Origin of the sequence: Paenibacillus sp. FSL H3-0310, assembly GCF_038002785.1 — a bacterium.
Classification (GTDB): Bacteria; Bacillota; Bacilli; order Paenibacillales; family Paenibacillaceae; genus Paenibacillus_AQ; species Paenibacillus_AQ odorifer.
In genome coordinates this window covers 3,174,450-3,198,228 of the sequence record NZ_JBBODC010000001.1, presented here as the reverse complement: position 1 = coordinate 3,198,228, position 23,779 = coordinate 3,174,450, and the positions used below count along the sequence as shown (strand labels likewise).

At 42.1% G+C, this 23,779-nt stretch carries 25 protein-coding genes; 19 read left to right on the top strand and 6 right to left on the bottom strand.

Translation table 11 applies throughout. The features are described from left to right. The first annotated feature begins 24 nt into the window (after nucleotides 1-24). The 6 genes from pdxR (at nucleotide 25) to MHH63_RS14340 (ending at nucleotide 4,887) form a co-directional block, all read left to right on the top strand. Complete coding sequence (gene pdxR, locus MHH63_RS14365) at nucleotides 25-1,524, top strand: MocR-like pyridoxine biosynthesis transcription factor PdxR (RefSeq protein WP_341171699.1); 1,500 nt, start codon at nucleotides 25-27, stop codon at nucleotides 1,522-1,524. Nucleotides 1,525-1,560: 36 nt separating this feature from the next. Next, entirely contained in the window at nucleotides 1,561-2,550 is a 990-nt protein-coding gene (locus MHH63_RS14360) for an ROK family protein (RefSeq protein ID WP_339282054.1), read from the top strand. An 80-nt stretch (nucleotides 2,551-2,630) separates the two neighbouring features. Further along, on the top strand, nucleotides 2,631-2,900 hold the full coding sequence (locus MHH63_RS14355) for a PQ-loop domain-containing transporter (protein WP_076126195.1): 270 nt from the start codon (nucleotides 2,631-2,633) through the stop codon (nucleotides 2,898-2,900). Between the two features lie 46 nt (nucleotides 2,901-2,946). Beyond that, nucleotides 2,947-3,822, top strand: a complete 876-nt coding sequence (locus MHH63_RS14350) for a serine/threonine protein kinase (RefSeq protein ID WP_341171698.1) — start codon at nucleotides 2,947-2,949, stop codon at nucleotides 3,820-3,822. A gap of 47 nt (nucleotides 3,823-3,869) precedes the next feature. Next, nucleotides 3,870-4,289, top strand: coding sequence for an NUDIX hydrolase (locus MHH63_RS14345; RefSeq protein ID WP_143766420.1), 420 nt, complete (start codon nucleotides 3,870-3,872; stop codon nucleotides 4,287-4,289). Between the two features lie 64 nt (nucleotides 4,290-4,353). Then, on the top strand, nucleotides 4,354-4,887 hold the full coding sequence (locus MHH63_RS14340) for a hypothetical protein (RefSeq protein WP_340395560.1): 534 nt from the start codon (nucleotides 4,354-4,356) through the stop codon (nucleotides 4,885-4,887). Nucleotides 4,888-4,898: 11 nt separating this feature from the next. On the opposite strand, the gene MHH63_RS14335 is transcribed toward MHH63_RS14340, so the two are convergent. Continuing rightward, on the bottom strand, nucleotides 4,899-5,333 hold the full coding sequence (locus MHH63_RS14335) for a DUF4395 domain-containing protein (RefSeq protein WP_076126204.1): 435 nt from the start codon (nucleotides 5,331-5,333) through the stop codon (nucleotides 4,899-4,901). 1,183 nt (nucleotides 5,334-6,516) lie between these two features. On the opposite strand from MHH63_RS14335, the gene MHH63_RS14330 reads away from it, so the two are divergent. Both MHH63_RS14330 and MHH63_RS14325 read left to right on the top strand, forming a co-directional pair. Further along, nucleotides 6,517-7,086: a TetR/AcrR family transcriptional regulator gene (locus tag MHH63_RS14330; RefSeq protein ID WP_076279005.1), complete on the top strand. Its 570-nt coding sequence runs from the start codon at nucleotides 6,517-6,519 to the stop codon at nucleotides 7,084-7,086. A 50-nt stretch (nucleotides 7,087-7,136) separates the two neighbouring features. Continuing rightward, nucleotides 7,137-8,591: a DHA2 family efflux MFS transporter permease subunit gene (locus MHH63_RS14325; RefSeq protein ID WP_076130929.1), complete on the top strand. Its 1,455-nt coding sequence runs from the start codon at nucleotides 7,137-7,139 to the stop codon at nucleotides 8,589-8,591. A gap of 193 nt (nucleotides 8,592-8,784) precedes the next feature. Here the strand turns inward: MHH63_RS14325 and MHH63_RS14320 are convergent, their stop codons facing one another. The 4 genes from MHH63_RS14320 to MHH63_RS14305 form a co-directional block, all read right to left on the bottom strand. Continuing rightward, nucleotides 8,785-9,603: an SDR family oxidoreductase gene (locus MHH63_RS14320; RefSeq protein ID WP_076186022.1), complete on the bottom strand. Its 819-nt coding sequence runs from the start codon at nucleotides 9,601-9,603 to the stop codon at nucleotides 8,785-8,787. Between the two features lie 59 nt (nucleotides 9,604-9,662). Next, nucleotides 9,663-10,196, bottom strand: coding sequence for a PadR family transcriptional regulator (locus tag MHH63_RS14315; RefSeq protein WP_081388325.1), 534 nt, complete (start codon nucleotides 10,194-10,196; stop codon nucleotides 9,663-9,665). 268 nt (nucleotides 10,197-10,464) lie between these two features. Continuing rightward, nucleotides 10,465-10,959, bottom strand: coding sequence for a hypothetical protein (locus tag MHH63_RS14310; protein ID WP_341171697.1), 495 nt, complete (start codon nucleotides 10,957-10,959; stop codon nucleotides 10,465-10,467). Between the two features lie 158 nt (nucleotides 10,960-11,117). Continuing rightward, nucleotides 11,118-11,486, bottom strand: a complete 369-nt coding sequence (locus MHH63_RS14305) for a hypothetical protein (RefSeq protein WP_341171696.1) — start codon at nucleotides 11,484-11,486, stop codon at nucleotides 11,118-11,120. A 37-nt stretch (nucleotides 11,487-11,523) separates the two neighbouring features. On the opposite strand from MHH63_RS14305, the gene MHH63_RS14300 reads away from it, so the two are divergent. The 6 genes from MHH63_RS14300 to MHH63_RS14275 all read left to right on the top strand — a co-directional run bounded on the left by MHH63_RS14300 (nucleotide 11,524) and on the right by MHH63_RS14275 (nucleotide 17,546). Continuing rightward, nucleotides 11,524-11,856, top strand: a complete 333-nt coding sequence (locus tag MHH63_RS14300; RefSeq protein ID WP_076186012.1) for a PadR family transcriptional regulator — start codon at nucleotides 11,524-11,526, stop codon at nucleotides 11,854-11,856. Further along, nucleotides 11,853-13,178, top strand: a complete 1,326-nt coding sequence (locus MHH63_RS14295; protein ID WP_341171695.1) for an FtsW/RodA/SpoVE family cell cycle protein — start codon at nucleotides 11,853-11,855, stop codon at nucleotides 13,176-13,178. Before MHH63_RS14300 ends, MHH63_RS14295 begins: the two co-directional genes overlap by 4 nt. A gap of 59 nt (nucleotides 13,179-13,237) precedes the next feature. After that, on the top strand, nucleotides 13,238-14,149 hold the full coding sequence (locus tag MHH63_RS14290) for a hypothetical protein (RefSeq protein WP_076194340.1): 912 nt from the start codon (nucleotides 13,238-13,240) through the stop codon (nucleotides 14,147-14,149). A 14-nt stretch (nucleotides 14,150-14,163) separates the two neighbouring features. Continuing rightward, entirely contained in the window at nucleotides 14,164-14,928 is a 765-nt protein-coding gene (locus MHH63_RS14285) for a M15 family metallopeptidase (protein WP_218640422.1), read from the top strand. A 130-nt stretch (nucleotides 14,929-15,058) separates the two neighbouring features. Continuing rightward, nucleotides 15,059-15,799, top strand: coding sequence for a copper amine oxidase N-terminal domain-containing protein (locus tag MHH63_RS14280; RefSeq protein WP_340395562.1), 741 nt, complete (start codon nucleotides 15,059-15,061; stop codon nucleotides 15,797-15,799). Nucleotides 15,800-16,046: 247 nt separating this feature from the next. Beyond that, nucleotides 16,047-17,546: an MDR family MFS transporter gene (locus MHH63_RS14275; RefSeq protein ID WP_076194336.1), complete on the top strand. Its 1,500-nt coding sequence runs from the start codon at nucleotides 16,047-16,049 to the stop codon at nucleotides 17,544-17,546. Nucleotides 17,547-17,617: 71 nt separating this feature from the next. Here MHH63_RS14275 and MHH63_RS14270 read toward each other — a convergent pair whose 3' ends face one another. Further along, the gene (locus MHH63_RS14270; RefSeq protein ID WP_076129293.1) at nucleotides 17,618-18,511 is read right to left on the bottom strand and encodes a DMT family transporter; all 894 of its coding nucleotides are present in this window, start codon (nucleotides 18,509-18,511) and stop codon (nucleotides 17,618-17,620) included. 127 nt (nucleotides 18,512-18,638) lie between these two features. Here MHH63_RS14270 and MHH63_RS14265 point away from each other — a divergent pair, with 127 nt between their 5' ends. The 5 genes from MHH63_RS14265 to MHH63_RS14245 all read left to right on the top strand — a co-directional run bounded on the left by MHH63_RS14265 (nucleotide 18,639) and on the right by MHH63_RS14245 (nucleotide 23,775). Then, the gene (locus MHH63_RS14265) at nucleotides 18,639-19,514 is read left to right on the top strand and encodes a LysR family transcriptional regulator (RefSeq protein WP_076185996.1); all 876 of its coding nucleotides are present in this window, start codon (nucleotides 18,639-18,641) and stop codon (nucleotides 19,512-19,514) included. A gap of 359 nt (nucleotides 19,515-19,873) precedes the next feature. Continuing rightward, complete coding sequence (locus MHH63_RS14260; RefSeq protein ID WP_076185994.1) at nucleotides 19,874-20,623, top strand: sulfite exporter TauE/SafE family protein; 750 nt, start codon at nucleotides 19,874-19,876, stop codon at nucleotides 20,621-20,623. Between the two features lie 189 nt (nucleotides 20,624-20,812). Then, the gene (locus MHH63_RS14255) at nucleotides 20,813-21,856 is read left to right on the top strand and encodes a LacI family DNA-binding transcriptional regulator (protein WP_076194330.1); all 1,044 of its coding nucleotides are present in this window, start codon (nucleotides 20,813-20,815) and stop codon (nucleotides 21,854-21,856) included. Nucleotides 21,857-21,866: 10 nt separating this feature from the next. Beyond that, entirely contained in the window at nucleotides 21,867-23,027 is a 1,161-nt protein-coding gene (locus MHH63_RS14250) for a Gfo/Idh/MocA family protein (RefSeq protein ID WP_076185992.1), read from the top strand. A 25-nt stretch (nucleotides 23,028-23,052) separates the two neighbouring features. Next, complete coding sequence (locus MHH63_RS14245; RefSeq protein WP_076194326.1) at nucleotides 23,053-23,775, top strand: ThuA domain-containing protein; 723 nt, start codon at nucleotides 23,053-23,055, stop codon at nucleotides 23,773-23,775. The last annotated feature ends 4 nt before the right edge of the window (nucleotides 23,776-23,779 follow it).

Genomic DNA, 23,779 nt, shown 5'->3' with positions numbered 1-23,779 from the left:
CGGATTAGAAGGGTAGGAAATCTTATGAAGCATGAATTGCTGATTACTCTCGATAAACAAAGACCCATTCCATTAAGCCGTCAAATTTATGAGCAGGTTCGTAATGCTATCCATTCAGGAGCTTTAAGTGGGGGGGATTCACTGCCTCCATCAAGGACTTTGGCTAATCAACTGGAAGTATCCAGAAGTGTAATTCTTCAATCCTACGAGCTACTACAAGCAGAGGGTTATCTGGAGATGAGAAAAGGGGCAGGAACCTATATAGCGGGGCTGCCGGTGGAGGAGAAAGACCCCCAGGATTCTGAGAACCCTTACAATTTTATAACGAAAGGTCCTGATTTCCTTACACTCAATCCTTCTTCTATTATAGAAAACGACTTGAACACAGTATTATGTAATTTTCGGCACGGTGTACCTGCATGGGACGCTTTTCCAATGGATCAGTGGCAAAAAGCATTAATGAATGCCTGTCGTCGTGCATCTCCTGATACTTTGGGTTACGGCCCGGTCGAGGGCTCTTTGGGACTACGCCAAGAGATTGCACGTTTATTACGGTCCACACGTTCGATGCCCGTGGTTCCGGAGCAAATTGTGATTACATCTGGGGCTACGCAGGCATTGGATATATTATCGAGAATTTTTGTTTCAAAAGGTGATCATGTTATTGTTGAAGATCCATCACATAACGTTGTGCGGGAGATTTTTTCGTTCGCTGGAGCGGTGGTTACACCCATAAGGGTTGACCTAGAGGGTATTTCTGTAGATGAGCTTCAAGTAAGCTGTGATACCATCAAAGAAGGTCATCATAAAAAACCAAAACTAGCTTATGTCACTCCCTCGCATCAGTTTCCTTTCGGGGTGACCCTGTCGATGAAACGAAGAGTGCAGTTACTGGAATGGGCCAAAGCCAATCAAGCTTTTATTATTGAAGATGATTATGATAGTGAATACAGGTACGAGGGTCCGAAGCTTTCATCACTTGCTGGACTAGATGTTGACGGTAGAGTAATTTATGTAGGCAGTTTTAGTAAAGTGTTATTTCCTTCTCTGCGCATAGGTTATGTTGTATTGCCTCCGACTTTGATTCAACCTTTTTTGGCGGTCAAATGGATAACAGATCGTATGTCTTCTGCTCTGGATCAGGAAGCGTTGGCGGAATTTATTCAGAATGGACATTATGCAAGGCATGTTACACAGATGGGGAAACTTTATGCTGCCCGCAGGGCTTGTCTAGTAAAAAGTTTAGATGCTGAATTTGGCAGTCGTGTACGCTATTATGGGGAAGAGGCGGGTCTTCATTTATTAATTGAACTGGAATCCAATGCCGAAGAGTATCGTATAGCTGAATTGGCGTTACGATATGGAGTTCGGGTCTATCCTGCGTCTTCTTATTTCGTGGGCAGTAAACCTCAAGGTCCTGTCTTTCTACTTGGTTATTCTAATCTCACCGAGAATCAGATTAAGATGGGTGTGAACCGCTTGATGTTAGCTGAAACGGAAGCGGCAGTTAGTACTAGAACTTAATCGAAAGCGATAGAATATCTAATTCTGGAGGTTTTTATGAAACGGTATATGATAGGGATTGATCTTGGCGGAACCAATATTAAAGCAGGGATTTACGATACTGATTTTATAGCTGTAAAAGAAAGATCTATACCAACAGAGGCTGCTAAGGGCCCAGCCCATGTGTTGGGACGGATTAGAGAAGCAGTATGTTTAATCACGGATGAAGCGAATATTCCATTAGATTTGGTAGAAGGAATGGGAATCGGAGTGCCAGGATTACTTGATCCAGTAACGGGAATTTCTTTTTTCTCACCGAATTTTCCGGATTGGGAGCATGTACATGTTGTAGATGAGATGAAAAAATTCTATGACTTTCCTACTTTTATTGATAATGATGTTAGGGCTAATCTTTATGGTGAATGGCAACAAGGTGCAGGAAGAGGGTATAACAATCTGGTTCTGATTACCTTGGGAACGGGATTAGGGTCGGGTATTGTGAACGACGGAAAAGTGATCTACGGTACGTCTTATAGCGCTGGTGAAATTGGGCATATGAATATGTACAGGCACGGGCGTCCCTGCAAATGTGGAAGCTCCGGTTGTTTGGGGCGATATGTGTCCGCGATTGGCATGGTGAATACTTTTAAAGAGAAGCTGAAAGAAGGTCGAACAAGTATTATTCAGACTTGGACTAAGGATCAAGTTGAGCAAATTACCGCGTTAATGATATCTGAGGCTTACGAACTTGGAGACGCTCTCTCTATGGAAGTAATGCAGGAGACTGGAACTATACTTGGATTTGGATTAGCGAATGTTGTGAATATCCTCAACCCGGATCTTATTATTGTAGGTGGGGGAATGGCAGCGGCGGGAGATAAATTGCTCCAACCTGTAAGAGAGACTGTGCATCAGCATGCGTTGAAGCTATCAAGCAGTAAGTGTAAAATTGTTCAAGCAGAGCTTGGGAGTCGAGCAGGAACTATAGGTGCGGCCTCTTATGCGTATAGTAAGCTGCAAGATGCAGGGAAATTAAACTTTGCTTAGTGTTAATTGTTTTTTTACATGAAATGGAACCAGATCGAGCCGCCCGGAATACAACTGTATAAAACCGTGGAGGTGCTCTTATGTTTGCAATCATGCAATTAATAGGTGGAGTGATTCTTTCTTTGGGATGGATCCCGCAGATTGTTCAAATCCTCAAATCAAAATCCGTAGCCGATTTAAATCTCAAATCGTATTTACTTATGCTGCTCGGGATTAGTCTAATGGAAGCTTATGCGATCAGTTTGGCGGTTACGGGGGTTGGATTAGCTTTTTTGATTACGAATACGATGTCTTTATGTGTTGTATTGCTGGTTATTATTCTAGTGATTAAATATCGAACAAGACCATGAATGAAGCTTATAAATTTAATCTAGAAAGTGAATGCAGGAGGTTAATTTGCGCGAAAAAAATTATACATATGAAATCGATGCGATAACTTTTCAATTACAGGAAGCCTGTGATTTTGCTTGGTTAACTAAGCTGGGAAAAGTGTTTAAAGTGTTCGATCAGCAAGACTCCGGAAATCTTTCTTTTGGCGTGGAGCAGGATGGGAAGAAGTATTTTGTGAAATTTGCTGGGGCGAAACCTTTGACTTATGCCGGGAATCCTCGGGATGCTGTTAACCGTTTAATTGAAGCTATTCCGTTATATAACGAACTTAGATATGATGCGCTGATCACGCTACTGTCGCATTATGAGGTTGAGTCAGGGTATTTAGCAGTCTTTGATTGGTTTGCAGGTGAATGTTTACATTCGCATTGGCTGTTTGCGGGAGAAGCGAAGCTGAGTCATCCGGAGTCGCCTTTTTTTCGTTATAAGCAATTATCCGTTGAAAAACGTCTGTCTTCATTAGATGTAATCTTTTCGTTTCATGAATATGTGGAGTTACAGGGTTATGTGGCTGTCGATTTTTATGATGGAAGTATTCTATATGATTTTGTAAACGATGAAACTAAAATTTGTGATATTGATTATTATAGACGTAAGCCTACTGTAAATGATCTAGGAGAGAACTTCTGGGGTTCATCCAGATTTAAGTCACCGGAAGAGTTTAGCTTGGATGCGCCGATTGATGAAGTTACGAATGTATTTAATATGGGCGCCACAGCATTTGTTTTGTTAGGAGGAGCATCCGATCGATCGTTTGCAAAATGGGAAACCAGCCGAGCCCTCTACGAGGTTGCTTTGCGGGCTGTCGGTGTGGTGAGGGAGCAGCGGTATCGGAATGTAGCGGAATATAAATTGGCTTGGGATGCGGCAAAAAATGTTTGAGGCTGGAGGGAAGGCGAGGGATATATTTGGAGGTAAACTTTTATGATTTGGATAAGGAAAAAGAAGTTGAGCTGAAGTACGTTGTTATTATGGTTAAACATGGTGAAGAATGGATCTTAGCGAGACATCAGAACCGTTCGACGTGGGAGTTTGCCGGAGGGCATATAGAGGTTGGCGAAATCCCGGAGCAGGCTGCTGCCAGAGAATTATATGAAGAAACGGGTGCGGAACAATTCTCACTTTTTCCAATAGCTATTTATAGGGTCACTAGTATCGACGCTCCAGAAAATTATGGTAAGTTATATTTTGCAAATGTGGAACAGTTCGCAGAACTTCCTCCTTATGAGATGGCAGAAATCAGAGGATTTACTGAGATACCAAAAGAGCTGACGTATCCCTTGATTTACCCAGCCTTGATATCAAAAGTTCAGGATTTCATTAACCATTCATCTTCAGCTGTAGGATAAGAATGATAGCCCTGCTGTTGTCACATGATATGATTAATAAATAGAACAAGCAGGAGGGATTTCATTGAAAAGAGACATTCAGCATGTACCGTATGGCTATGAGCCACCAGTTGAGCAACGTAAAGGGACTTTAGTGTTTTACGACTCTTTTGAACATATAACAGATCAAGAGCTTGAAGTGGCGGCAAAAACTGCAACAGACCGGCGTTTCACCAAACTGGTGTTATATCCACTTCATGAGGAAACGGTGCGACGGATGACCAAAGAGCCGGTGAGCGCTTATTATAAGCGAGAGGACCGGCTGCATGAATGGAAAAGGGAGCAAGGGCGTAGCTTTATCACGGTAGAGAGTTTGGAAGGGAAGCGAAAGAAGTATACTCCGCTTGATTCAGCGTTGCGGCATCTTTTGGAGATCTATCCTTCGCCGATTTTTCTGTATTTAACGCCTGAGGTGGCGAATCAGTTTGCGTCTTATTCTTCTTTTGAAGAGTGGATTGTAAAGATTCGGTTATTGTTGCCATCTGCACCTTCATCACTGCATCCACGGTTACTAAAATTTCGCCATCGCTGGGATGTTGTTGGAGAAGAGAGAGATTAAGATTAACAAATTTAATTTGTGCTGCTTTGTTTACGTCTATAATTGTACATTCTCCATTGATAATGGATAAAACATCCGATACAAAAACCTAGGATTGCCACAGTGGCGGCCACCGCAACGAGCGCTGTGAAAATGTAAGCTGCGATCGTCCAGCCAACGATGAAGCTGATCAGACCCCCTGCGAGGCAGAAGACAGCTATGCTTTGATTAAACTGTTGTTGTGACCAGTCTTCGAGTACATAGTGGGAACGCTCTTTTGTCAGAAACCTGGCAGCTAGCTTAATGATGGGATTATAACCGAACAAAAGACCGAGCAATCCGGCAAACAAGGGCAGCGCTAGTATCCAGTGTTGTCCTGTTAGCCATGTTAATATTACAGAAATGACGATAAACGCCTGATTAGTTTTTACTAATGGCCGGGGAATTCCTTTGGGCACGTTTTGCATTTTATTCACACCTTTCTCATTGGAATAATTATAGTATATGCTGTGATTGTGGGAATGGGAAGTAGATAATTTCAAGCGGACGTGGGGTGTCGGGAGTTGATTTAGGGAGGGAGAGAGAAGGTATGGAGATGGCTGGAAGCGGATGGGGAAGATGGGGCGGATGGAGGCAGATGAAGCAGATGGGCGGATGAAGCAGACGGGCTAGAAGGGGGCAGATGGAGCAAATGGGGCGAGTGGGGACAGAAGGAGCAGAAGGAGCAGAAGGAGCAGAAGGGGCAGAAGGAGCAGATGGGCTGGATGGAGGCAGGTAGTAATTTATTGCGAAAATACAGATGGACATTAATAGCATCCTACCCCAAGCACATTACGTCCTCACCTCCTCTCCACAGCACATTGGGCCTTCTCTCGTTCACACCATCTCGTTCACCTCATCTGCTTCACACCATCTCCTGCACACCATCTCCTTCACCTCATCTCATTCACTCCATCGGACCCCAGAGTCCTTATTTGCTGGAAAAGTAACCTTTTGAAAGATTAATGGACCCCAATGCAGCTATGAGCACAAAAAGGGATAAAAAAAGTCCGGTTTCAGGGGAATAGCGGCGCTCAGGTCCGATAAATTGTGAAAAGATATGTTTTAGCACAAATAGCTGCATCTGAGTCCGATAGGAATGTTAGCTTGAGAGCAAGTGTAGTACATGGAAAACAAAAGTGTGGGAGTAAGTGTGAAGCAAGGGAGTACACGGACAAATGCATACGCGGAAATAGTGTGAGGCATGTGTGCGACCTAATGAAGCTAATAGCTCGATGAGAAGTAAATGTGAAGTAGAAGGATGTTCGAAGTTAGGAGCTATCGGACCCCAGAGTCCTTATATGCTGGAAAAGTAACCTTTTGAGTAATTATCGGACTCCATTGCAGCTATGTGCACAAAAAGGGATGAAAGCAGTCCGGTTTGAGGGGAATAGCGACGGTGAGGTCCGGAAAATTGTGAAAAGACATGATTTAGCGCAAATAGCTGCATCTGAGTCCGATAGGGAGGATGGAGCTAACCCAACCCAACCCAACCCCCACGATCTTCCACCAAAATTACTTTGAATTTAAGTAATTTATGTGTTGACATATCTCTTTGAAATATGGTTTTATTATGTAGACCAATTGTTATAATGCAAAGGAAGTGTCAGCTTGTCGAACAAGCCGAATACGCGTGAGGCGATTTTGGACACAGCTTCGAAATTGTTTTTTTCTCAGGGATATCATGCAACAGGACTGAATCAGATTATTAAAGACAGCGATTCACCGAAGGGGTCTCTTTATTACTACTTTCCTCACGGTAAAGAAGAACTGGCTTTAACATGTATTAACCGGACTAGTGAAGTTGTCGCTCAGAAGCTTAAACATCATATGGAGAACAGCAAGAGTGCGTCTGAGGCAATGGAGGATTTCATTCTAGGAATGGCTAAAGATGCTGTGGAATCCTCATACGAAGGGATTGTTCCGTTTAGTTTTTGGTTGGCGGCGGAGACATCCTGTATTAGTGAGGAGCTGCGGACTGCGTGTAAATCTGTGTTTATGGACTTGCAGGATGTGATCAAGAAACGTCTTTTGGATGAGGGCGTAGAGAACAAGCCCGCGGCCGATAAGGCTTCAGTGGTAATCTCTTTATTTGAAGGGGCGCTTCTCCAGACGCTGACTTTTCGGGAGGAACAACCGCTTCTCGCGGCGGCAAAGTTTATCCCAGTAATACTTGGTTAGATACAGACAAATAGATAAGATTATCAGGAGGATTAAGGGTGGAAGCAACTATGCAAGGGAATCAACAAAAAGAGGTCAAGAAGTTTAAGACTATTCCAATTCTTGTCTCTTTATTACTAGCAGGTTTTATCGGAATGTTCAGTGAAACGGCATTAAATGTTGCCTTAAGCGATCTTATGAATGTCCTACAAATTACCCCAGCAACAGCACAATGGTTGACAACAGCTTATCTGCTTACACTGGGTATATTAGTACCAATTTCGGGGATGCTGCTTCAATGGTTTTCGACGAGACAGCTGTTTATAGCCGCTTTATGTTTTTCAATCCTAGGAACATTCCTAGCGGCAGTATCACCTAACTTTGAGTTCTTACTTACAGCAAGAGTGGTTCAAGCTATGGGAACAGCGCTTCTGTTACCACTGATGTTTAATACAATCCTTATCATCATTGCTCCTGAAAAACGTGGGGCAGCAATGGGGATGATCGGTCTGGTTATCATGGTTGCTCCGGCGATTGGGCCTACCATTGCTGGACTGCTTATTGAAAGCCTCAGCTGGCACTGGATCTTCTGGTTGTCATTGCCATTCTTAGTGATTGCGTTGATATTCGGGATTCTGTTCATGCAGAATGTAACAAAGGTGACGAAACCGAAGATTGATATCCTCTCCATTGTGTTATCTTCACTCGGGTTTGGCGGTATTGTGTTTGGTTTCAGCAGTGCCGGTGAAGAAGCGGGCTGGGGAAGTCCGAAAGTGATCATTGCGATCATCGTAGGTGTAGTAGCACTGTTATTGTTTGGACTTCGTCAAATGAAGATGAAGGAGCCAATGATTAATCTGCGTGCTTTTAAATATCCAATGTTCGCTATTGGTGTAGCTATGGTATTTATCTGTATGATGGTTATTCTGTCCTCCATGTTGATTCTTCCGATGTACCTTCAACAAGGACAAGGTTATACAGCTTTCAAAGCGGGTCTGTTGCTGCTTCCAGGTGGAATTATAAACGGATTGATGTCCCCAATTATGGGTCGTATGTTTGATAAATACGGTCCGAAATGGCTCGTGATTCCAGGTCTGATTATTGCAGCAGTAGCCTTGTGGTTCTTCTCCAGTATTACTGTAGCTTCTACGGTTGTGTTCGTAATCGTACTTCACAGTACGCTTATGATTGGTATTTCGATGGTATTTATGCCGGCACAGACGAATGGTATTAACCAGTTGCCACTAGAACTTTATCCAGATGGTACAGCTATTATGAATACACTGCAGCAGGTTGCTGGTGCCATTGGTACTGCATTAGCAGTCAGCATTATGACCGCGGGTTCAAAAAGCTACATGAAAACTGTGGAGAACCCAGCAGATCCAGCTAATATGTTACCTGCGTTCACGAACGGTGTACAAAATGCTTTTATTTTCGGAATGAGTATGGCGATTGTAGGACTAATTCTTGCTTTCTTCATAAAAAGAGTAGTTGTTAATCATAAAATGAATACTCCGATGCATTAATAAATAAATTTGACGCAAGAAAAGGTGTTCGAATAGGTTAGTTTGTAAAATCCCCTTAGGATAGACAGTGAAAAAAAGTTCATGATCTCTTGGACTTAACACTGTTGATCGAAGGGGATTTTTTTGTTCGCAATAAGAAAGAGGACCACTCCTCGGTAGAATACCGAAAAGCGACCTCCACTTAATATTTTTTTCAAGAAAAATGCTGGGATATATTAGTCAGATATTCTTCTTCGGCCGTATTTTCTTTCATTTGAATGAGCATTTTTGCATCTTCACCAACAACATATCGGAATTGACTTGTCCCATCTGTGGCGGCTTGATATATTGTTTCCGCAACAAGTTCTGGAGGCGAAGCATACGCAGGTTGTTTTTCCATCTCACCCAATTTACCCAAAAATGCAGTAGTAAAAGGTTTATATTCCGTTAATGCTTCATTAAAAAAGAACTCCATCGATCTACCACCAAAGTCTGTCTGAATGGCACCAGGTTCAATTAACTTTACTTTGATGTTTTGTGATGCTAATTCATAAGATACGGATTCAGAAAAACCTTCTACGGCAAATTTCGTTGAATGATACAGAGACATTGTAGGGAAGGTTACTTTCCCACCCATAGAAGAGATATTGATCAGCAAACCATCTTGGTTAGCTCTAAAATGTGGCAGCATGGCTTTAGTCATACTGATAAGACCAAAAACGTTGACTTCAAACTGTCTTCTGATCTGCTCATCTGTAGCTACTTCTATAAGTCCCATTGTTCCATAACCAGCATTATTGAGAAGAACGTCAATTTTACCGAACCGTTTGATCGCCTCCTCTAACGCAGGTTGAATCGTGTCTGCTTTCTCAACATCGAGCCGTAACACCAACACATTATCAAGTGTAGTGAATTCACTTTCTTGTTCAGGTGAACGCATCGTGGCTACCACATTCCATCCTCTTTCAGCAAAATGTTTTGCTGTAGTTCTACCGATACCAGACGAAGCACCCGTTATAAAAATTGTTTTCATCTACAATTCCTCCTAAAAGTTTTATGAGCGGTACATCTTAACCTGGTTCGTATTAAAACTCACTTCGTAAGTACTAACTTCTCCATGTTTAACAATCCCTCAGCAATGGTTGTTAGTTTAGCCTTATATTCTTCTATGCCAATTTGAATGCAGATGATCTGTGCTGGATGCATTTCATCTTTATAAAGCGAATACTGAGCGAGTAATTGATCTAACTTATGTTGTGATTCCTCTTGAGCTTGCTTCAACCAAATAATCACCTTCTCATACCCGACAAATTCACCAAAATAAAGCCTCATCATAAAATCAGATTTCTTAATACTGTCAGCCTCTAGTGGGGCTAGTAAATAGGCATTAAAACTATCTCTTCCTTTATCCGTGATGTTTAAAAGATTTTTATTAGGCTTACCTTCCTGAGGTATGTTTTCCTTAGTAATCAGACCCTCCTTTTCCATGCGAGCAAGTGTAGGGTAAATCGTTCCATAACTAGAACTATAGAAATTAGAGAATATTTCCTCCAATAACTGCTTTATTTCGTATCCAGTCAACGATTTTTTCATAAGCATGCCTAAAATAACATCCTGACTGTTCAAAATAGGGCCTCCTTTAAGTTTCTAAATATTTGTATATCGTTATCACAATATATCAGACCTTTATATATTGAGTCAATATATATTGGACGGATACTTGGAGTTGTTTTTTTATGTATTCATTTCCCTAGAATATAAATGCAGTGGCAGTAGAATGAGGACTACAAGTATGAGGATTATAATAATAAATAGGCATTCCGAAAAAAACGACGATCGCTCCCTGGCAGAATACCGGGGAGCGATCGTCGTTTAATTCTCACTTTATTAATTTTCATTGTGTCCATTCCATCATATATACTCGTTGTAACTCCACGTTAAGGATCACGATACAGTAGCTACCATCATCTTTTTTCTTATAATAATACAATCCTCTTTCTTCGAGTCCTATAGGGTTCGCCTGAAATAATTTTTCGTATTTTTCTTTTTCATTGGGATAAATGGCAATCACAGAGTCTTTGAAACTTGATATCCTCTCTTTTAAGAGGTCAATGAAATCAACATTGAGGGGATGCCAAAATGCTGCGTCTTTGATTTCTTTGAATTGCTTTTCGTCATAATCTAATACGTAATAGCTTTCGCCATCCCCATGGAAACTAGGTGGACTTTCAAATATCACCTTTGACTCTGTAGGTTTAGAGATCGATATGCCCCAATTTATCTTCCACGTCTCATAATAGTTCATCGAATTGTTACGGAGCATATATCCAACGAAAACAAATATGAATAGAACGGTAAAACTCAAGATTGTTATTGTTGTTTTTCTCATCGTTGATCTCCTCAACATCCTGCTTGTATTACCATTATTATACATGAATGAGGAGGGAATAAGGGATTCTTAATAGAAACTTTACATGCATAGATTTACGATGTATAGTTGTCCTAGGTATAAAAGGATAACTAATATTCATGATATACAGATATTAGTCATGGAAAAAAAAAGCAAATCAACGGTATAAATCCCGTAGAATGAGGCGATTCCGTCCGACGAAGTAAATCAACGGTATAAATCCCGTAGAATGAGCCGAATCCGGTCCGAGGAAGCAAATCAACGGTATAAATCCCGTAGAATGAGCCGAATCCGGCTCGACGATGCAAATCAACGGTATAAATCCCGTAGAATGAGCGGAATCCGGTCCGAGGAAGCAGATCAACGGTATATATCCCCGTAGAATGAGCCGAATCCGGACCGAGGAAGCAGATCAACGGTATAAATCCCGTAGAATGAGCCGAATCCGGCTCGAGGAAGCAAATCAACGGTATATATCCCGTAGAATGAGCGGAATTCGGTCCCACGCCAATTGTAAAGTTAGAATTTAGGAGGTGTTAGCCGTTGAAAGTAAGTAAAGAGATGCTGAAGGGCAGTACGGGTACGTTAATTCTGACTCTTTTACAGGAGAAGCCATTATATGGTTATGAGTTAATCAAAGAGCTGGAGCTGAGATCACAGGGTGTTTTTTCATTAAAAGAAGGAACCTTGTATCCAATTCTGCATGCGATGGAAAGTGAGCGCTGGGTAGAGGCTTACTGGATGGAGGTAGAGGGAAGGAAGCGTAAATACTATAGAATTCTGGATGAAGGTAAAGAGAAACTCAAGGAGAAAAAAGCAGAATGGGTTATGTTTAAAGGTGCAGTTGACTCCGTTCTGGGAGAGGGTGGTGTATGATGAAAGAGAGGCAGCAGCAATTTTTGGATGAAGTGTGTGCAGAGATTAAAGCGAAAAAAACTCACCCAGAGATACGTCAAGAATTAGCTAGTCATCTAGAAGATTTAATTTGTGAAAAAGAATCAGACGGTGTATCACGGGAAGAAGCCATAGCTTGGGCGATCGCACAAATGGGAAATCCGCAAACGTTAGGAAAGGAACTTCATCTAATACATAAACCACATGTACCTTGGGGATTGTTTGGCGTTGTAGCTTTATTATCCGCGATCAGTCTGATCGGAATGAGTTCTGTGGATGTAGGCTACAGTGATATTGTTAAAGGTGCTTTTTTGGATAATGCGTTTAGACGCCAAGCGATAAATATACTCATTGGAATTGTATTGATGTTTGGATTGTATTTTATCGATTTCAGAAAGCTGAAAAGTTTCTCGTGGGTATTATACGGAACATCAATAGCAGGAATTCTGTCGAGTATATTCTGGGGGATAACAATGAATGGAGTGAATTATGGTCCTAGGATTTTTTTGATCTTACCTGATATGACATCCTATCGTCCTTATGTTTTGATAGTCGCGTTAGCAGGGATTTTAGTGAATCGTAAGGAATCGGCTAAAAAGAAAACTTGGCGAAGTGGGTTGTTCGACATAAGCCTTCTGTTAGCACCTGCATGGCTTCTTATCTCTCTAAACTCTCTTCCAGAGCTTGTGGTGTATCTAATCTCTTCACTAGTATTATATGTATGGATTACTCGCGATTGGATAAAGAGTGTAGTATTATTAGGGTTCTTTGTAATAGTTGGACTAATGGTCATCTTCAATAGCGACTACCTGATGGCCAGAATTATTAGTGCAATAAATCCATCTTTAGATCCAGAAGGTTATGGCTATATCTATCAAGTAATGCGTGAAGTTATTAGTTCAGCAGGTTGGTGGGGGCACGGATTCGGAGCAGTAGAACAAAAGCTGCCGTATGTCTACTCAGATATGTTGCCAGTCTATCTTATTCATTGTTTTGGTTGGGCGGGGGCGCTGCTTTTGCTTGCAGTTATCTCCTGGTTCTTTATCAAGCTTCTATCTACGATACGAGCGATTCGTGAGCCCTATGGACAAGCTTTAGTGTTGGGTTTGGCATTTTTGCTAGCCATAAGACTAACCTATGGTCTTGCTGTTTTGAGCGGCGGAATGATGCTGACTTCTATCCCGTTCCCTTTCCTGAGCTATGGGAGTCATGTGTGGTTTGAATATGCGGCTATTGGACTTTTGATGGGCATTTATCGTAGGAAGGACATTGGAGCCGTCCAGGATAATACTGTACTGAGTTAGATTCAGGATCCTCTCGTATGTCTAATTATTAAGTATGAATACTTAAGGGAGGTCTTTTAATGGGATGGAAAAAAACAGGCTTGTTAAGTATTGCCTTTGCCCTAGGCTCTATGGGAGGGTTTGGGAGTATACATACAACTGATACTGTAGCTGCCGCAACTGTGAAAGAATCTGCAAAAGTCTATAACCAATTCCAACAATATGTACAGAAACCGGCATCTCTTGCTAACGCACGGAATTATTTGATTAACCATATCAAAGAAGTGGATACCTGGACAGCAACTCAGATGACACTCCAGCTCGAAAATGCACAGAAGGCATATTTACCTGTGTACTCTGAGAAGGTTTTTCCGGAGAATGTTCAGAAAGAGATAAATAATGCTTTTTCCAAAAGCAAAAATCTAACATACAGCACACTCCTTAATGCGATCAAAGATCCCAATGTACGCAATATGTTAATTGAAGGACGGGATAAGGGGTATAAGCTGGAGACTAGTGAGGGCATGTACTATCCAGTGATGCATTATGAGGGGTTCAAAAGCTTTAAGCCGTATGTCACGAAGGACATCGCTGCTTATATAGATATCATGGCCACTGAATCGAATCAACCAAGTGTTTTTGATGCAGCTATTGTGATTAGTTGGACAGAGTTAACGAACAGGGCGCTTGCACTGGAGGATTTTGTGACGAAATACCCAGCTTCCAATCGGTCAACCGTTCTTCAAAAAGAGCTGCTCAATGCAACTTCACGCTTATTATATGGATCAAGCAACACACCAGCTTATGACTATGATGAGCAAGTAATCAAACCTGAAGTAAAGAAGGCGTATGAGAATGCATTAAAAGGAAACAAAGGCGACACCAGAATCCTAATGATTTTAGAAAAACTACTGCAGTTACTTGATTCCACGAATAATAAACTCACACCTGAAGTGGAGAAATTTCTGAATCAAACGGTTAATTCGAAATGAAGAGGCGGGATCTATTGAGAAGCGGATTTAGAGGAACAAAAATTATAGTTTTCGCATTTGTGCTGTTGTTATGGACAAACACGATTTTTATGGGCAGCGCAGATGCAGCTTACGTTGGATCATCTACAGACAATGTACTGCAGCAAATGCAGCTGGAGAAGAAAAACCGCCTGCCGCAAGGATTTGTCTATTTGGATGAAGTGATTCCTACTGCCCAATTTGAAATTCGCTATTACGGAGACAATAATTTTGTAGGGAAGCGGATTGATGGTTATAAAGCGCCTTTAGCGATCTTTTCACAGACTGCAGCTACAGCCTTGAAGGCAGTAAGTGAGGATTTAGCCAAAAAAGGATATATCCTAAAAATCTATGATGCTTATCGTCCGCAGACCGCGGTGAATCATTTTGTAAGATGGTCACAGAATTCCGCGGATACTAAGATGAAGCAGCAATATTACCCGCTACTGGATAAACGTAATTTATTCAAACTCGGATTTATAGCGAAAAAATCAGGACATTCTCGAGGCAGTACCATCGATTTAACGATCGTCAATAAAGAGACCGGTGTAGATGTAGATATGGGCAGCCCGTTTGATTTTTTCGGAGAGATCTCTTTTTATGATACATCGTTGATCACCAAGACTCAGAAAGCAAATCGCGCAATTCTCAAAGAGGTTATGGTGAAGCAAGGCTTTAAACCTTATAGTAAGGAATGGTGGCATTTTACGCTGATAAAAGAACCTTTTCCTAAGCAGTATTTTGACTTCAAGGTGGAATAATCATTTCTAAAGAAGTGGCTCAACATAATGTTGAACGGCTTCTTTTTTTTCTTGGCTTTATTATCCTTAGGATTAGCACATGCTGGAAACGCACATAATACTTGTAATAACTAAAGGGAGGTTTCGAGCGATGATCAAAATGGCAGCGGTAGTTGTGTTAGGTGTTCTGTTTTTAACTAATGGATTTGGTGGATTTGCCGCTCCAACAGTATGGGCAGACTCCGGCCAGGTTAGCGTGATTTTGAATGGTAAACTACTGGAAACTGATCCCCATTCAGCCTACAACAAGGGTTCCACGGTCATGATTCCGCTCAGAGAGGCTTCCAATGCACTGAAATATACAACAACATATCAAAAAAGTTCAGAAACTATAACACTAACAAAGATAAATGAAATAATTAAATGGAAGCTTAACGAACATTTAGTTAGCATCAATAATGCACAAGAGTTGGTTTTTAAAGATGATTTCGAATTCAGACAGGATCATATCTATGTTCCAATCTCCTTTTTTAAGACAATTGGTTTATTAACCTCATATGATGGGGAGTCCAATCAAGTTGAAGTGTATACCCCTGAAGTGACAGCGAGTGTTATAGCGGGGTTACTGGTCGGCGGTAAATATAATGAATTATCGGAGCGATATCATTATGATGTGGTCGTAAATAAGCCAAGCTCAAATGGATTACTGGAAGACTGGAAGCAAATTACGATAAAAGCCGGGAATTATCATGGGATTAAATCTACAAAAAGTAGCTATAACGAGGATCAATTTTCTATCCGCTGTGTATTGGATTTTGCAGAGACAGAGATTCCACTTGAAATTATTTTGAACACATCGGGCAAAATTATAGAATTTAGAGAGACACTCTAATCGGAAAATGATTCCATGATGACTATGCACATTTCCCAAGCGAGAAGATTTTAGGGGATTATGCATAGTCTTTTTGCTGTTCTAATATACTTTCCCAGATAATTTCTGAAGGGTATCGTAAACCCGATGTGTTTTTAATGTAAAAAATGGTTTTATTTGTTGACTTCCAGATTCATCGAATGTAAATTAAAATTTGAAATAATAAATAAAGCATTTAATTAAATTAGAGAAATGAGTGGAGTACTGGATGACAAAAACATTGACCGGAATGAGTTCTGCAGAAGAGCAACCCTTTTCGTTAAAAGCAATCATCCCCCCGCTTCTTGCTATTATTGTCGGTATGATTATGGTTATTCTGGATGGTACTGTTGTGAATGTGGCCGTTCCCAAGCTGGTTGATTATTTTGCTTCCGATCTCAAAACGATTCAGTGGGCGATTACGGGTTATACTTTAGCTTTAGCGGCAGTAATCCCACTCGCGGGCTGGATGACCGATCGTTTTGGATCGAAACAAGTTTTTCTGGCAACTCTTACGATGTTTATTCTTGGCTCTATGTTATGTTCGGTTGCACAAAGCTCATCTCAGCTCATTATTTTTCGAGTCATTCAAGGTCTTGGCGGGGGGATGGTTGCTCCCATTGGGATGGCGATGGTTTTTAAATTAGCTCCAGTAGAACGTCGAGGTTCTATTATGGGGATGCTTGGTATTCCAATGCTCTTAGCACCGGCACTCGGTCCAGTCTTATCCGGTTGGCTGGTGGAGTACGTAAGCTGGCACTGGATCTTTCTGATTAATGTACCTATTGGAATTGTTGGCATTATTCTTGGTGTTAAATATTTGCCGAAGTCTGAACAAAAGAGCAAAGGCAAACTCGATATCCTAGGCATTATCCTTGCCCCAATTGCCTTCTCTATGTTGGCTTATGGGGTGAATGAAGGCGGTGGAACAAGCTGGTCGTCTACTCCCGCTATTGTTGGCTTATCTGTTGGAGGGGTTGCATTGATCCTTCTTGTCATTGTGGAGCTGCTTCACAAAAATCCGCTTTTACAACTGCGAGTTTTCCGTTCGTCGGATTTCACTCGGGGTATTATTTTAACTTGGGTTATGCAAGCTGCTTTGTTTGGGTCCATGTTATTTGTGCCCCTTTACCTGCAGCAGATTCGAAGCTATACCCCGCTGGAGACCGGTTTGATTCTACTTCCGCAGGCTTTAGCTTCAGCAATCGGAATGCCGATTGGCGGCAGGTTGTTTGATAAGATCGGGGCTCGTCCGCTGGCGTTTGTTGGACTTAGTATCATTACGGTCACCTTGTTCCTGTTATCCGGAATTAGTGTTACAACAAATTTATCGTTAATTATGACATACCTGGGTTTCTTAGGCTTTGGGATGGGTCTAACGATGATGCCTTTGAATACTCATGTCTTGAATGCTGCTCCACGTGAATGGGTGGGAAGTGTAACTTCACTTACTGCTGCTGCTCAACAAGTCGTTGTTTCATTTGCTATAGCTGGAATGACAGGTTACCTGACTAGTCAGATCGCTGTTCATATGGGAGCACTGAAAGCGGGAAGTAATCCTTTGACAGCCGCAGTTAGTGGTTTTGATGATGTGTTCTTCCTGTCTGGTTGCATAGGAGTGGTAGGTGTATTGATGAGTATTATTTTGCGCAAGCCTAAGCTTTCTGCTGGCGATCCTACCTCTGGAGAGGGACAGAAGGCAGATGCGGCGATGATGATGGGGCATTAATTGAACCCAAAAACATAGATAATATAGAAAAGGCGTCGTTCAGCTTGTATAGTTGAACGACGCCTTTATTGTTATAAATGCTCTGGTTTCTTCTGAGCCCACGATGCGGGGAGACTTGCTTTACCAAGCAGCTCAGAAGCCACGATTCCCAGCAGAACAAGCGCTGCGCCAGCATAGCCTTGCATCGATAACTTCTCAGCAGCGAACCAATAACCAAACATCGCAGCGAAGACCGGCTCAAGGGAGAAGATTAGTCCGGTGCGGGTTGGTGAAGTATATTTTTGAGCAATAGGTTGCAGGATGAAGCCACAGGCACTGCATAGGATACCAAGCGCTAGAATTGCTGCCCAACCTGGCAAAGTAGAGGGGAGCGAAGGTGTCTCGAAGATTGCGGACAACACTAAGGCCAACCCTCCGGCAAATCCTAACTGCAAGATTCCAATATTCAGGGAATCACATTCTTTTACCGCCTTGCCTGTAAATAAGATCTGTACCGCATAGAACACTGCCGAAAGAATACACAGAAAGTCACCCGGTTGAATAGTTAAGGTTGCATTTAAGGTAAGAAGTCCAATCCCGGCTATGGCGAGGATGGAGCCGAACACTTGCGGAGGTGCAACTCTTTTTTTGAAAATAACTCGATCCAAGATCGGTACAAAAATAACCGTCAATGCAACTAAAAATCCTGCATTTGAGGTGGTGGTTGTTTGAAGTCCGAAGGTTATACATGTGAATACACCTAGCAGGAGGAATCCGAGGAGAGCACCATATTTTAATGTTCTCATGTCTACTCGTCTTAATCGTTTGTGGAATATCATAGCGGCTAATATAAAAGCAAGTCCGAAGCGGAGTGCAATCAGATTGAATTCGCCTAACGTACCTAACCCCATTTTCATAAATATGTAGGAGGAGCCCCAAAATAATGTTACAACTAACAGCAGCAGCTCAGCTTTGAGCGGTTTCATCTCTTCATCCATCCTTCTTCATTTTCAACTCAATATAGTATAATACGGCTCTATACATAAGGTAACTGAATGTTTATCATAGGATACATGAGTAAAACTTATGTAATTATAAGGGTGGGAACAGAGGTTGAGCATTAATAAATATGAGATTTTTCTGAAAGTTGTAGAGCTAGGCAGCTTAACAAAAGCAGCAGAAATGCTGGGTTTTACGCAATCCGGAATTAGTCACACCATTAGCAGCTTGGAAATGGAGTTTGGGTTCGCGTTATTAATTAGAAATAGATCCGGTGTGAAATTGACGGTAAACGGGGAACAAGTTCTGCAGCCTATCCGTGAAATCTTGAAGTGGAACGAGAAATTGAAGCAGGAGGTAGCGGACATCCACGGGCTAGAGATTGGCACGATCACCATCGGTACGTTCACCAGTGTGTCAGTGCATTGGCTGCCAGGGATGATTAAGCAATTTCGCAGTGAATACCCATATATAGAAATCAAGCTGATGGAAGGCGGTTATTTGGAGGTTGAGCAATGGATAGAGGCTGGAGTGATCGACTGCGGTTTTATTTCACTGCCTACACGTGAGAAGTTTGACGTAATTCCTTTAAAAAAAGACCGGATGTTAGGGATTGTATCTAAAGAGAATCCACTTAGTGCAGAACCCTTTCTTTCCTTATCGCAAATTGCTAAAGAGGATTTCATTATCCCGAAAGCAGGCTCGGATTATGATGTTAGACGTGTGCTGGATAAGGCGGGTATTAAACCTAATGTTAAATTCTCAGCAGGTGATGACTATGCCATTATGTCGATGGTGGAGAAAGGCCTTGGCATTAGTATTTTGCCAGAGCTTGTCTTGACCCGGCAAAATTATAATGTGGCCATGCTAGAATTGGAGGAACGTAGTTTCAGATCGTTAGGAATTGCTGTCCACTCTATGAAATACGCTTCTCCCGTCACCAAAAAATTTCTAAAGCATGTGCAAGTGTGGCTGAAAGATAACACCTAAATAAATACGTCAAAAAATAAGAAACTGATACCTCATCAAAGTTAAGAGGGATCAGTTTTTTTGTTTAGTACTTCAGCTAGTTTTTCAGGAAACAGGAACTACACACAAGCTGCTATAATCGATTTTAAAGGATTTTAGTTAAATATATGTATATCTCCATTATCTTATAGTTTTGGCGGCGTTATATAGGGTTTAAGAGACGTTAAATTGCATGTTAATCCTCTATTAATATCTGTTTTAGAATAATTAATATGTTATAATTAGAAGAGTGGAAATAAGGAATGTATTCAGATGTTCTGGAAATGTGAGGACTTTATGCACAATTACGGATGGATAAGATTAGGAGGAGGATTAAGCGATTGAGCGTTACAATAATTACACTAGTCGTAGTAGCAGTATTTATAGGTGCCTTAATGAGAACCGTGTTTGGTTTTGGTGAAGCGATTGTGAGCATGCCACTGCTTGCACTGCTCCCGATTCCTATACATACCTCAGTTTCTTTGATTGGATTGGCAGGCCTCACGGTTGCCTCACTTACAGTTGTGAGTGGGTGGCGGCATATAGAACGACCTATTTTGATTCGATTAGCACTCTCAACAGTGATAGGAATTCCTGTAGGACTAGTCATGCTTTATTTAGCACCGGCAAGTGTAATTATGACTGGCCTTGGTATATTTTTGATTGTTTATGGAGTTTATTCGGTGATAAAGAAGAGAATATTTAAGACGATCGATCATCCATTGCTTAAGGCAAAAGGCTGGGTGTATCCTTTCGGATTCGCTTCGGGTGTACTTGGCGGTGCTTATAACTTTAATGGTGTCCCTGTCGTGATCTATGGTACTTTACGACAATGGAATCCGGATCGTTTTCGGGGTACGTTGCAAGCTCATTTTCTTATTTCGGGTGTACTCGTTGTAACGGGTCATGCTATCGGGGGATTGTGGACGGTGGATGCTCTTGTTCTTTATGGATATTCTATTCCAGCAATTCTCTTAGCTACGGTCCTTGGGGTATATGTGAATAAACGTATTCCTGCTAAAAAATTTGAGAGTTACTTATTTCTGATTATCATTTTACTTGGTGTCCTAATGCTAGTGCCTCGCGGATAGTTGAAAAGAAAAAGAAAGACGTTCTTCCCCCTTACTGTATATGAACGTCTTTTAAATTTATCCAATCTTAGGGTTGACGAAGAGCCTTGTTCATGAGAAAATGTACGCGCGTACATTAAATGAATGCGTTTTCGAATAGCGAATTGAACGAGGCTAAATGTCACTGTTCATAACCTATGAGAAGGAGGAATTTATATCGCCAGCCGTAAAGAGGTTGCCGAGCTTGCAGGTGTCTCAGAAGCCACAGTATCTCGCGTGTTAAACAATGTTGGTCCGATTAAGGAAGAAACGAAGGAACGTGTGTTGGCAGCTGCACTGAAGCTAGGCTATACCCCTAGTTCACTTGCTCAGAGCTTTGCTCGTAGACGGAGCGGGAACTTGGGTGTAGTGATGCCTTATTTGCCGAAAGCCCGCTTGTTCTCCACTTATTATTTTTCGGAAATATTAAGTGGAATAGGGAGCAAGGCGCGAGAAGAGGGTTATGATCTGTTAATGCTGTTTCGGAATGCCGAAGCGCCAATGGATTATAACGAGTTGTTTAAGATGCGGAAGATCGATGCTTGCATTGTGCTTGGCGCTAAAGAAGAGCCAGGTGAGCTAGCCTCACTCCGCCGTTTGAAGGAAGAAGACCATCCTTTTTGTCTGATTAATCAGCATTTTGCTGGGGAAGCTTTTCACGAGGTGGATGCCGATCATGTCGAAGGAAGCTGGCAAGCGGCTAAACACTTACTGGAACAAGGGTTTAAGAGGATTGCTTTTCTAAATGGGCCAGAATCTTATTCCAACAGCCGAGATCGTTTAACGGGGTATACCCGCGCTTTGGCAGAGGTGAATCTTTCTGTAGACTCTTCACTTTTGTTCGAAGGTAACTTCAGCCGGAAAAGCGGAATTATAGCTGCCAAAGAAATGTTGCCTTTGCTGAATGAGATTGATGCGATTATGGCCGCCAATGATCGGATGGCCATAGGTTTGCAGCAAGGACTACAGGAGTTAGGAATACCAAGGGATCGCCTGCCAGCTATTGTGGGTTATGATGATTCGGAAGCTGCGGAGCTTACCACACCTGCATTAAGCAGTGTGAGGGTTCCCTTTTACGAACTAGGTGAACTTGCCGCAGCCCAAATCATTGAATTGCTGGGAAACAATCTGGCAGAAGTACCCGCACCAGCCGTACAGATCAAATTACCGACAGAACTAGTTATACGAGCTTCATCTAAATCTATCAACACTTAGGAGGAATAAGATGAAACAGCTTCGCATTGGAATGATCGGTTATAAATTTATGGGTAAAGCCCACAGTAATGCTTATCGCAGTTTGCCTATGTTTTTCCCGAAAGCGCTTAAACCGGAAATGTCTGTAATCTGTGGACGTAATAGTGAAGCGCTTGGAGAAGCTGCATCGCAGTTAGGCTGGGCGGATTGTGTTACGGACTGGAAGGATCTGATCGCTCGAGAGGATATTGATCTTATAGATATTAATGCTCCCAGCAACGCGCATAAGGAGATAGCTTTGGCAGCAGCCAAAGCAGGTAAACATATTTTTTGTGAAAAACCACTTGCGCTGACCTTGGCGGATTCCCGTGAAATGCTGCAAGCTGCTGAAGACGCGGGAGTTACACATATGGTTGGTTTTAATTATCGCTTTTCTCCGGCAGTTCGACTGGCTAAGAAGCTCATAGAGAGTGGGCGGCTGGGAAAGATTTATCATTTTCGGGCTTGGTTTCTACAGGATTGGATAATAGATCCGGATTTCCCTTTAGTGTGGAGACTGCAGAAGGATATCGCCGGTTCAGGTTCGCATGGAGATCTGGGGGCGCATCTCATAGATTTGGCTCATTTCTTAGTAGGTGATATGAAGGAAGTAATCGGCATGAGCGAGACCTTCATAAAAGAGCGTCCGCTCGCCGCTGAAATGACTGGTTTAAGCGCTAAAGGAGATAAGGATGCACCCAAGGGTAAGGTTACCGTTGACGATGCCACCTTATTTTTAGCCCGTTTTGATAATGGTGCTCTGGGCAGCTTTGAAGCTACAAGATTCGCAGCGGGTCATCGCTCTACCAATTCTTTTGAGATCAATGGGAGTCTTGGCAGTGTGAAATTCGACTTCGAACGTATGAATGAATTAGAAGTTTATTTGACCTCGGATGCAGAGGATGTACAAGGTTTTCGCCGTGTGCTGGCGACCGATCCTGCTCATGAGTATGCAGAGGCTTGGTGGCCACCAGGTCATACGATTGGTTTTGAACATACGTTTATTCACGAAATGCTGGAGCTTTCTAACGCAATTGAAGAAGGTCGTCAGCCAGAACCGAATTTCAATGATGGAGTGAAATGCCAAGCGGTGTTAGAGGCTGTAGAACGCTCTATTGATGAACGCCGGTGGGTCGATTTATCCGAGATGTAATCTAACCTTAGAAGGAGTGCTGAAGATGAGAAAAGCATTGATTGTATGGGGCGGTTGGGAGGGTCATGAGCCTGAGCAGGTCGCTGATATATTCGCTAAAATGTTGCAAGAGGAACAGTTTGAAGTTGAAGTATCGAATACACTGGAGGCTTTTGCTGATGCAGATAAGCTTCTTGGACTAGATTTGATCGTGCCGGTATGGACAATGGGCACAATCGAGCAGGATTTTGTGAATCATGTCTCCGCAGCTGTACAGCATGGAACAGGTCTTGCCGGTTGCCATGGCGGGATGTGTGATTCTTTTCGTAATAATGTAGATTGGCAGTTTATGACGGGTGGACAATGGGTAGCTCATCCTGGGAATGACGGCGTTAACTATACCGTAGAGATTTGTCAAAGCTCAAGTCCTCTGGTAGAAGGATTAGAAGATTTCAGTGTTTGCTCAGAGCAATATTATCTGCATGTAGATCCAGCTGTTGAAGTTCTTGCTACGACTCGTTTTCCAGTAGTTGAAGGGCCTCATTCGTATAATAAGGCTGTTGATATGCCAGTAGCTTGGACAAAACGTTGGGGCTTGGGCAGAGTTTATTATAATTCACTGGGGCATCATGCGGACATTGTAGATCAGCCGCAAGTGCGTGAAATGATGCGCAGAGGATTAATATGGGCAGCTGAAGGTAAAGCGCAAGCATTATCCAATGTTTCGGAGGTTATGAATAGCTATAGTGGAATGGCAGACAGTCAATAAATTC

Bases quoted from the DNA above. Each gene is read 5' to 3' on its own strand.
- pdxR (WP_341171699.1), top strand. From the start codon at position 25: ATGAAGCATGAATTGCTGATTACTCTCGATAAACAAAGACCCATTCCA.
- MHH63_RS14360 (WP_339282054.1), top strand. From the start codon at position 1,561: ATGAAACGGTATATGATAGGGATTGATCTTGGCGGAACCAATATTAAA.
- MHH63_RS14355 (WP_076126195.1), top strand. From the start codon at position 2,631: ATGTTTGCAATCATGCAATTAATAGGTGGAGTGATTCTTTCTTTGGGA.
- MHH63_RS14335 (WP_076126204.1), bottom strand. From the start codon at position 5,333: ATGCAAAACGTGCCCAAAGGAATTCCCCGGCCATTAGTAAAAACTAAT.
- MHH63_RS14325 (WP_076130929.1), top strand. From the start codon at position 7,137: ATGCAAGGGAATCAACAAAAAGAGGTCAAGAAGTTTAAGACTATTCCA.
- MHH63_RS14320 (WP_076186022.1), bottom strand. From the start codon at position 9,603: ATGAAAACAATTTTTATAACGGGTGCTTCGTCTGGTATCGGTAGAACT.
- MHH63_RS14310 (WP_341171697.1), bottom strand. From the start codon at position 10,959: ATGAGAAAAACAACAATAACAATCTTGAGTTTTACCGTTCTATTCATA.
- MHH63_RS14295 (WP_341171695.1), top strand. From the start codon at position 11,853: ATGATGAAAGAGAGGCAGCAGCAATTTTTGGATGAAGTGTGTGCAGAG.
- MHH63_RS14290 (WP_076194340.1), top strand. From the start codon at position 13,238: ATGGGATGGAAAAAAACAGGCTTGTTAAGTATTGCCTTTGCCCTAGGC.
- MHH63_RS14280 (WP_340395562.1), top strand. From the start codon at position 15,059: ATGATCAAAATGGCAGCGGTAGTTGTGTTAGGTGTTCTGTTTTTAACT.
- MHH63_RS14275 (WP_076194336.1), top strand. From the start codon at position 16,047: ATGACAAAAACATTGACCGGAATGAGTTCTGCAGAAGAGCAACCCTTT.
- MHH63_RS14270 (WP_076129293.1), bottom strand. From the start codon at position 18,511: ATGAAACCGCTCAAAGCTGAGCTGCTGCTGTTAGTTGTAACATTATTT.
- MHH63_RS14250 (WP_076185992.1), top strand. From the start codon at position 21,867: ATGAAACAGCTTCGCATTGGAATGATCGGTTATAAATTTATGGGTAAA.
- MHH63_RS14245 (WP_076194326.1), top strand. From the start codon at position 23,053: ATGAGAAAAGCATTGATTGTATGGGGCGGTTGGGAGGGTCATGAGCCT.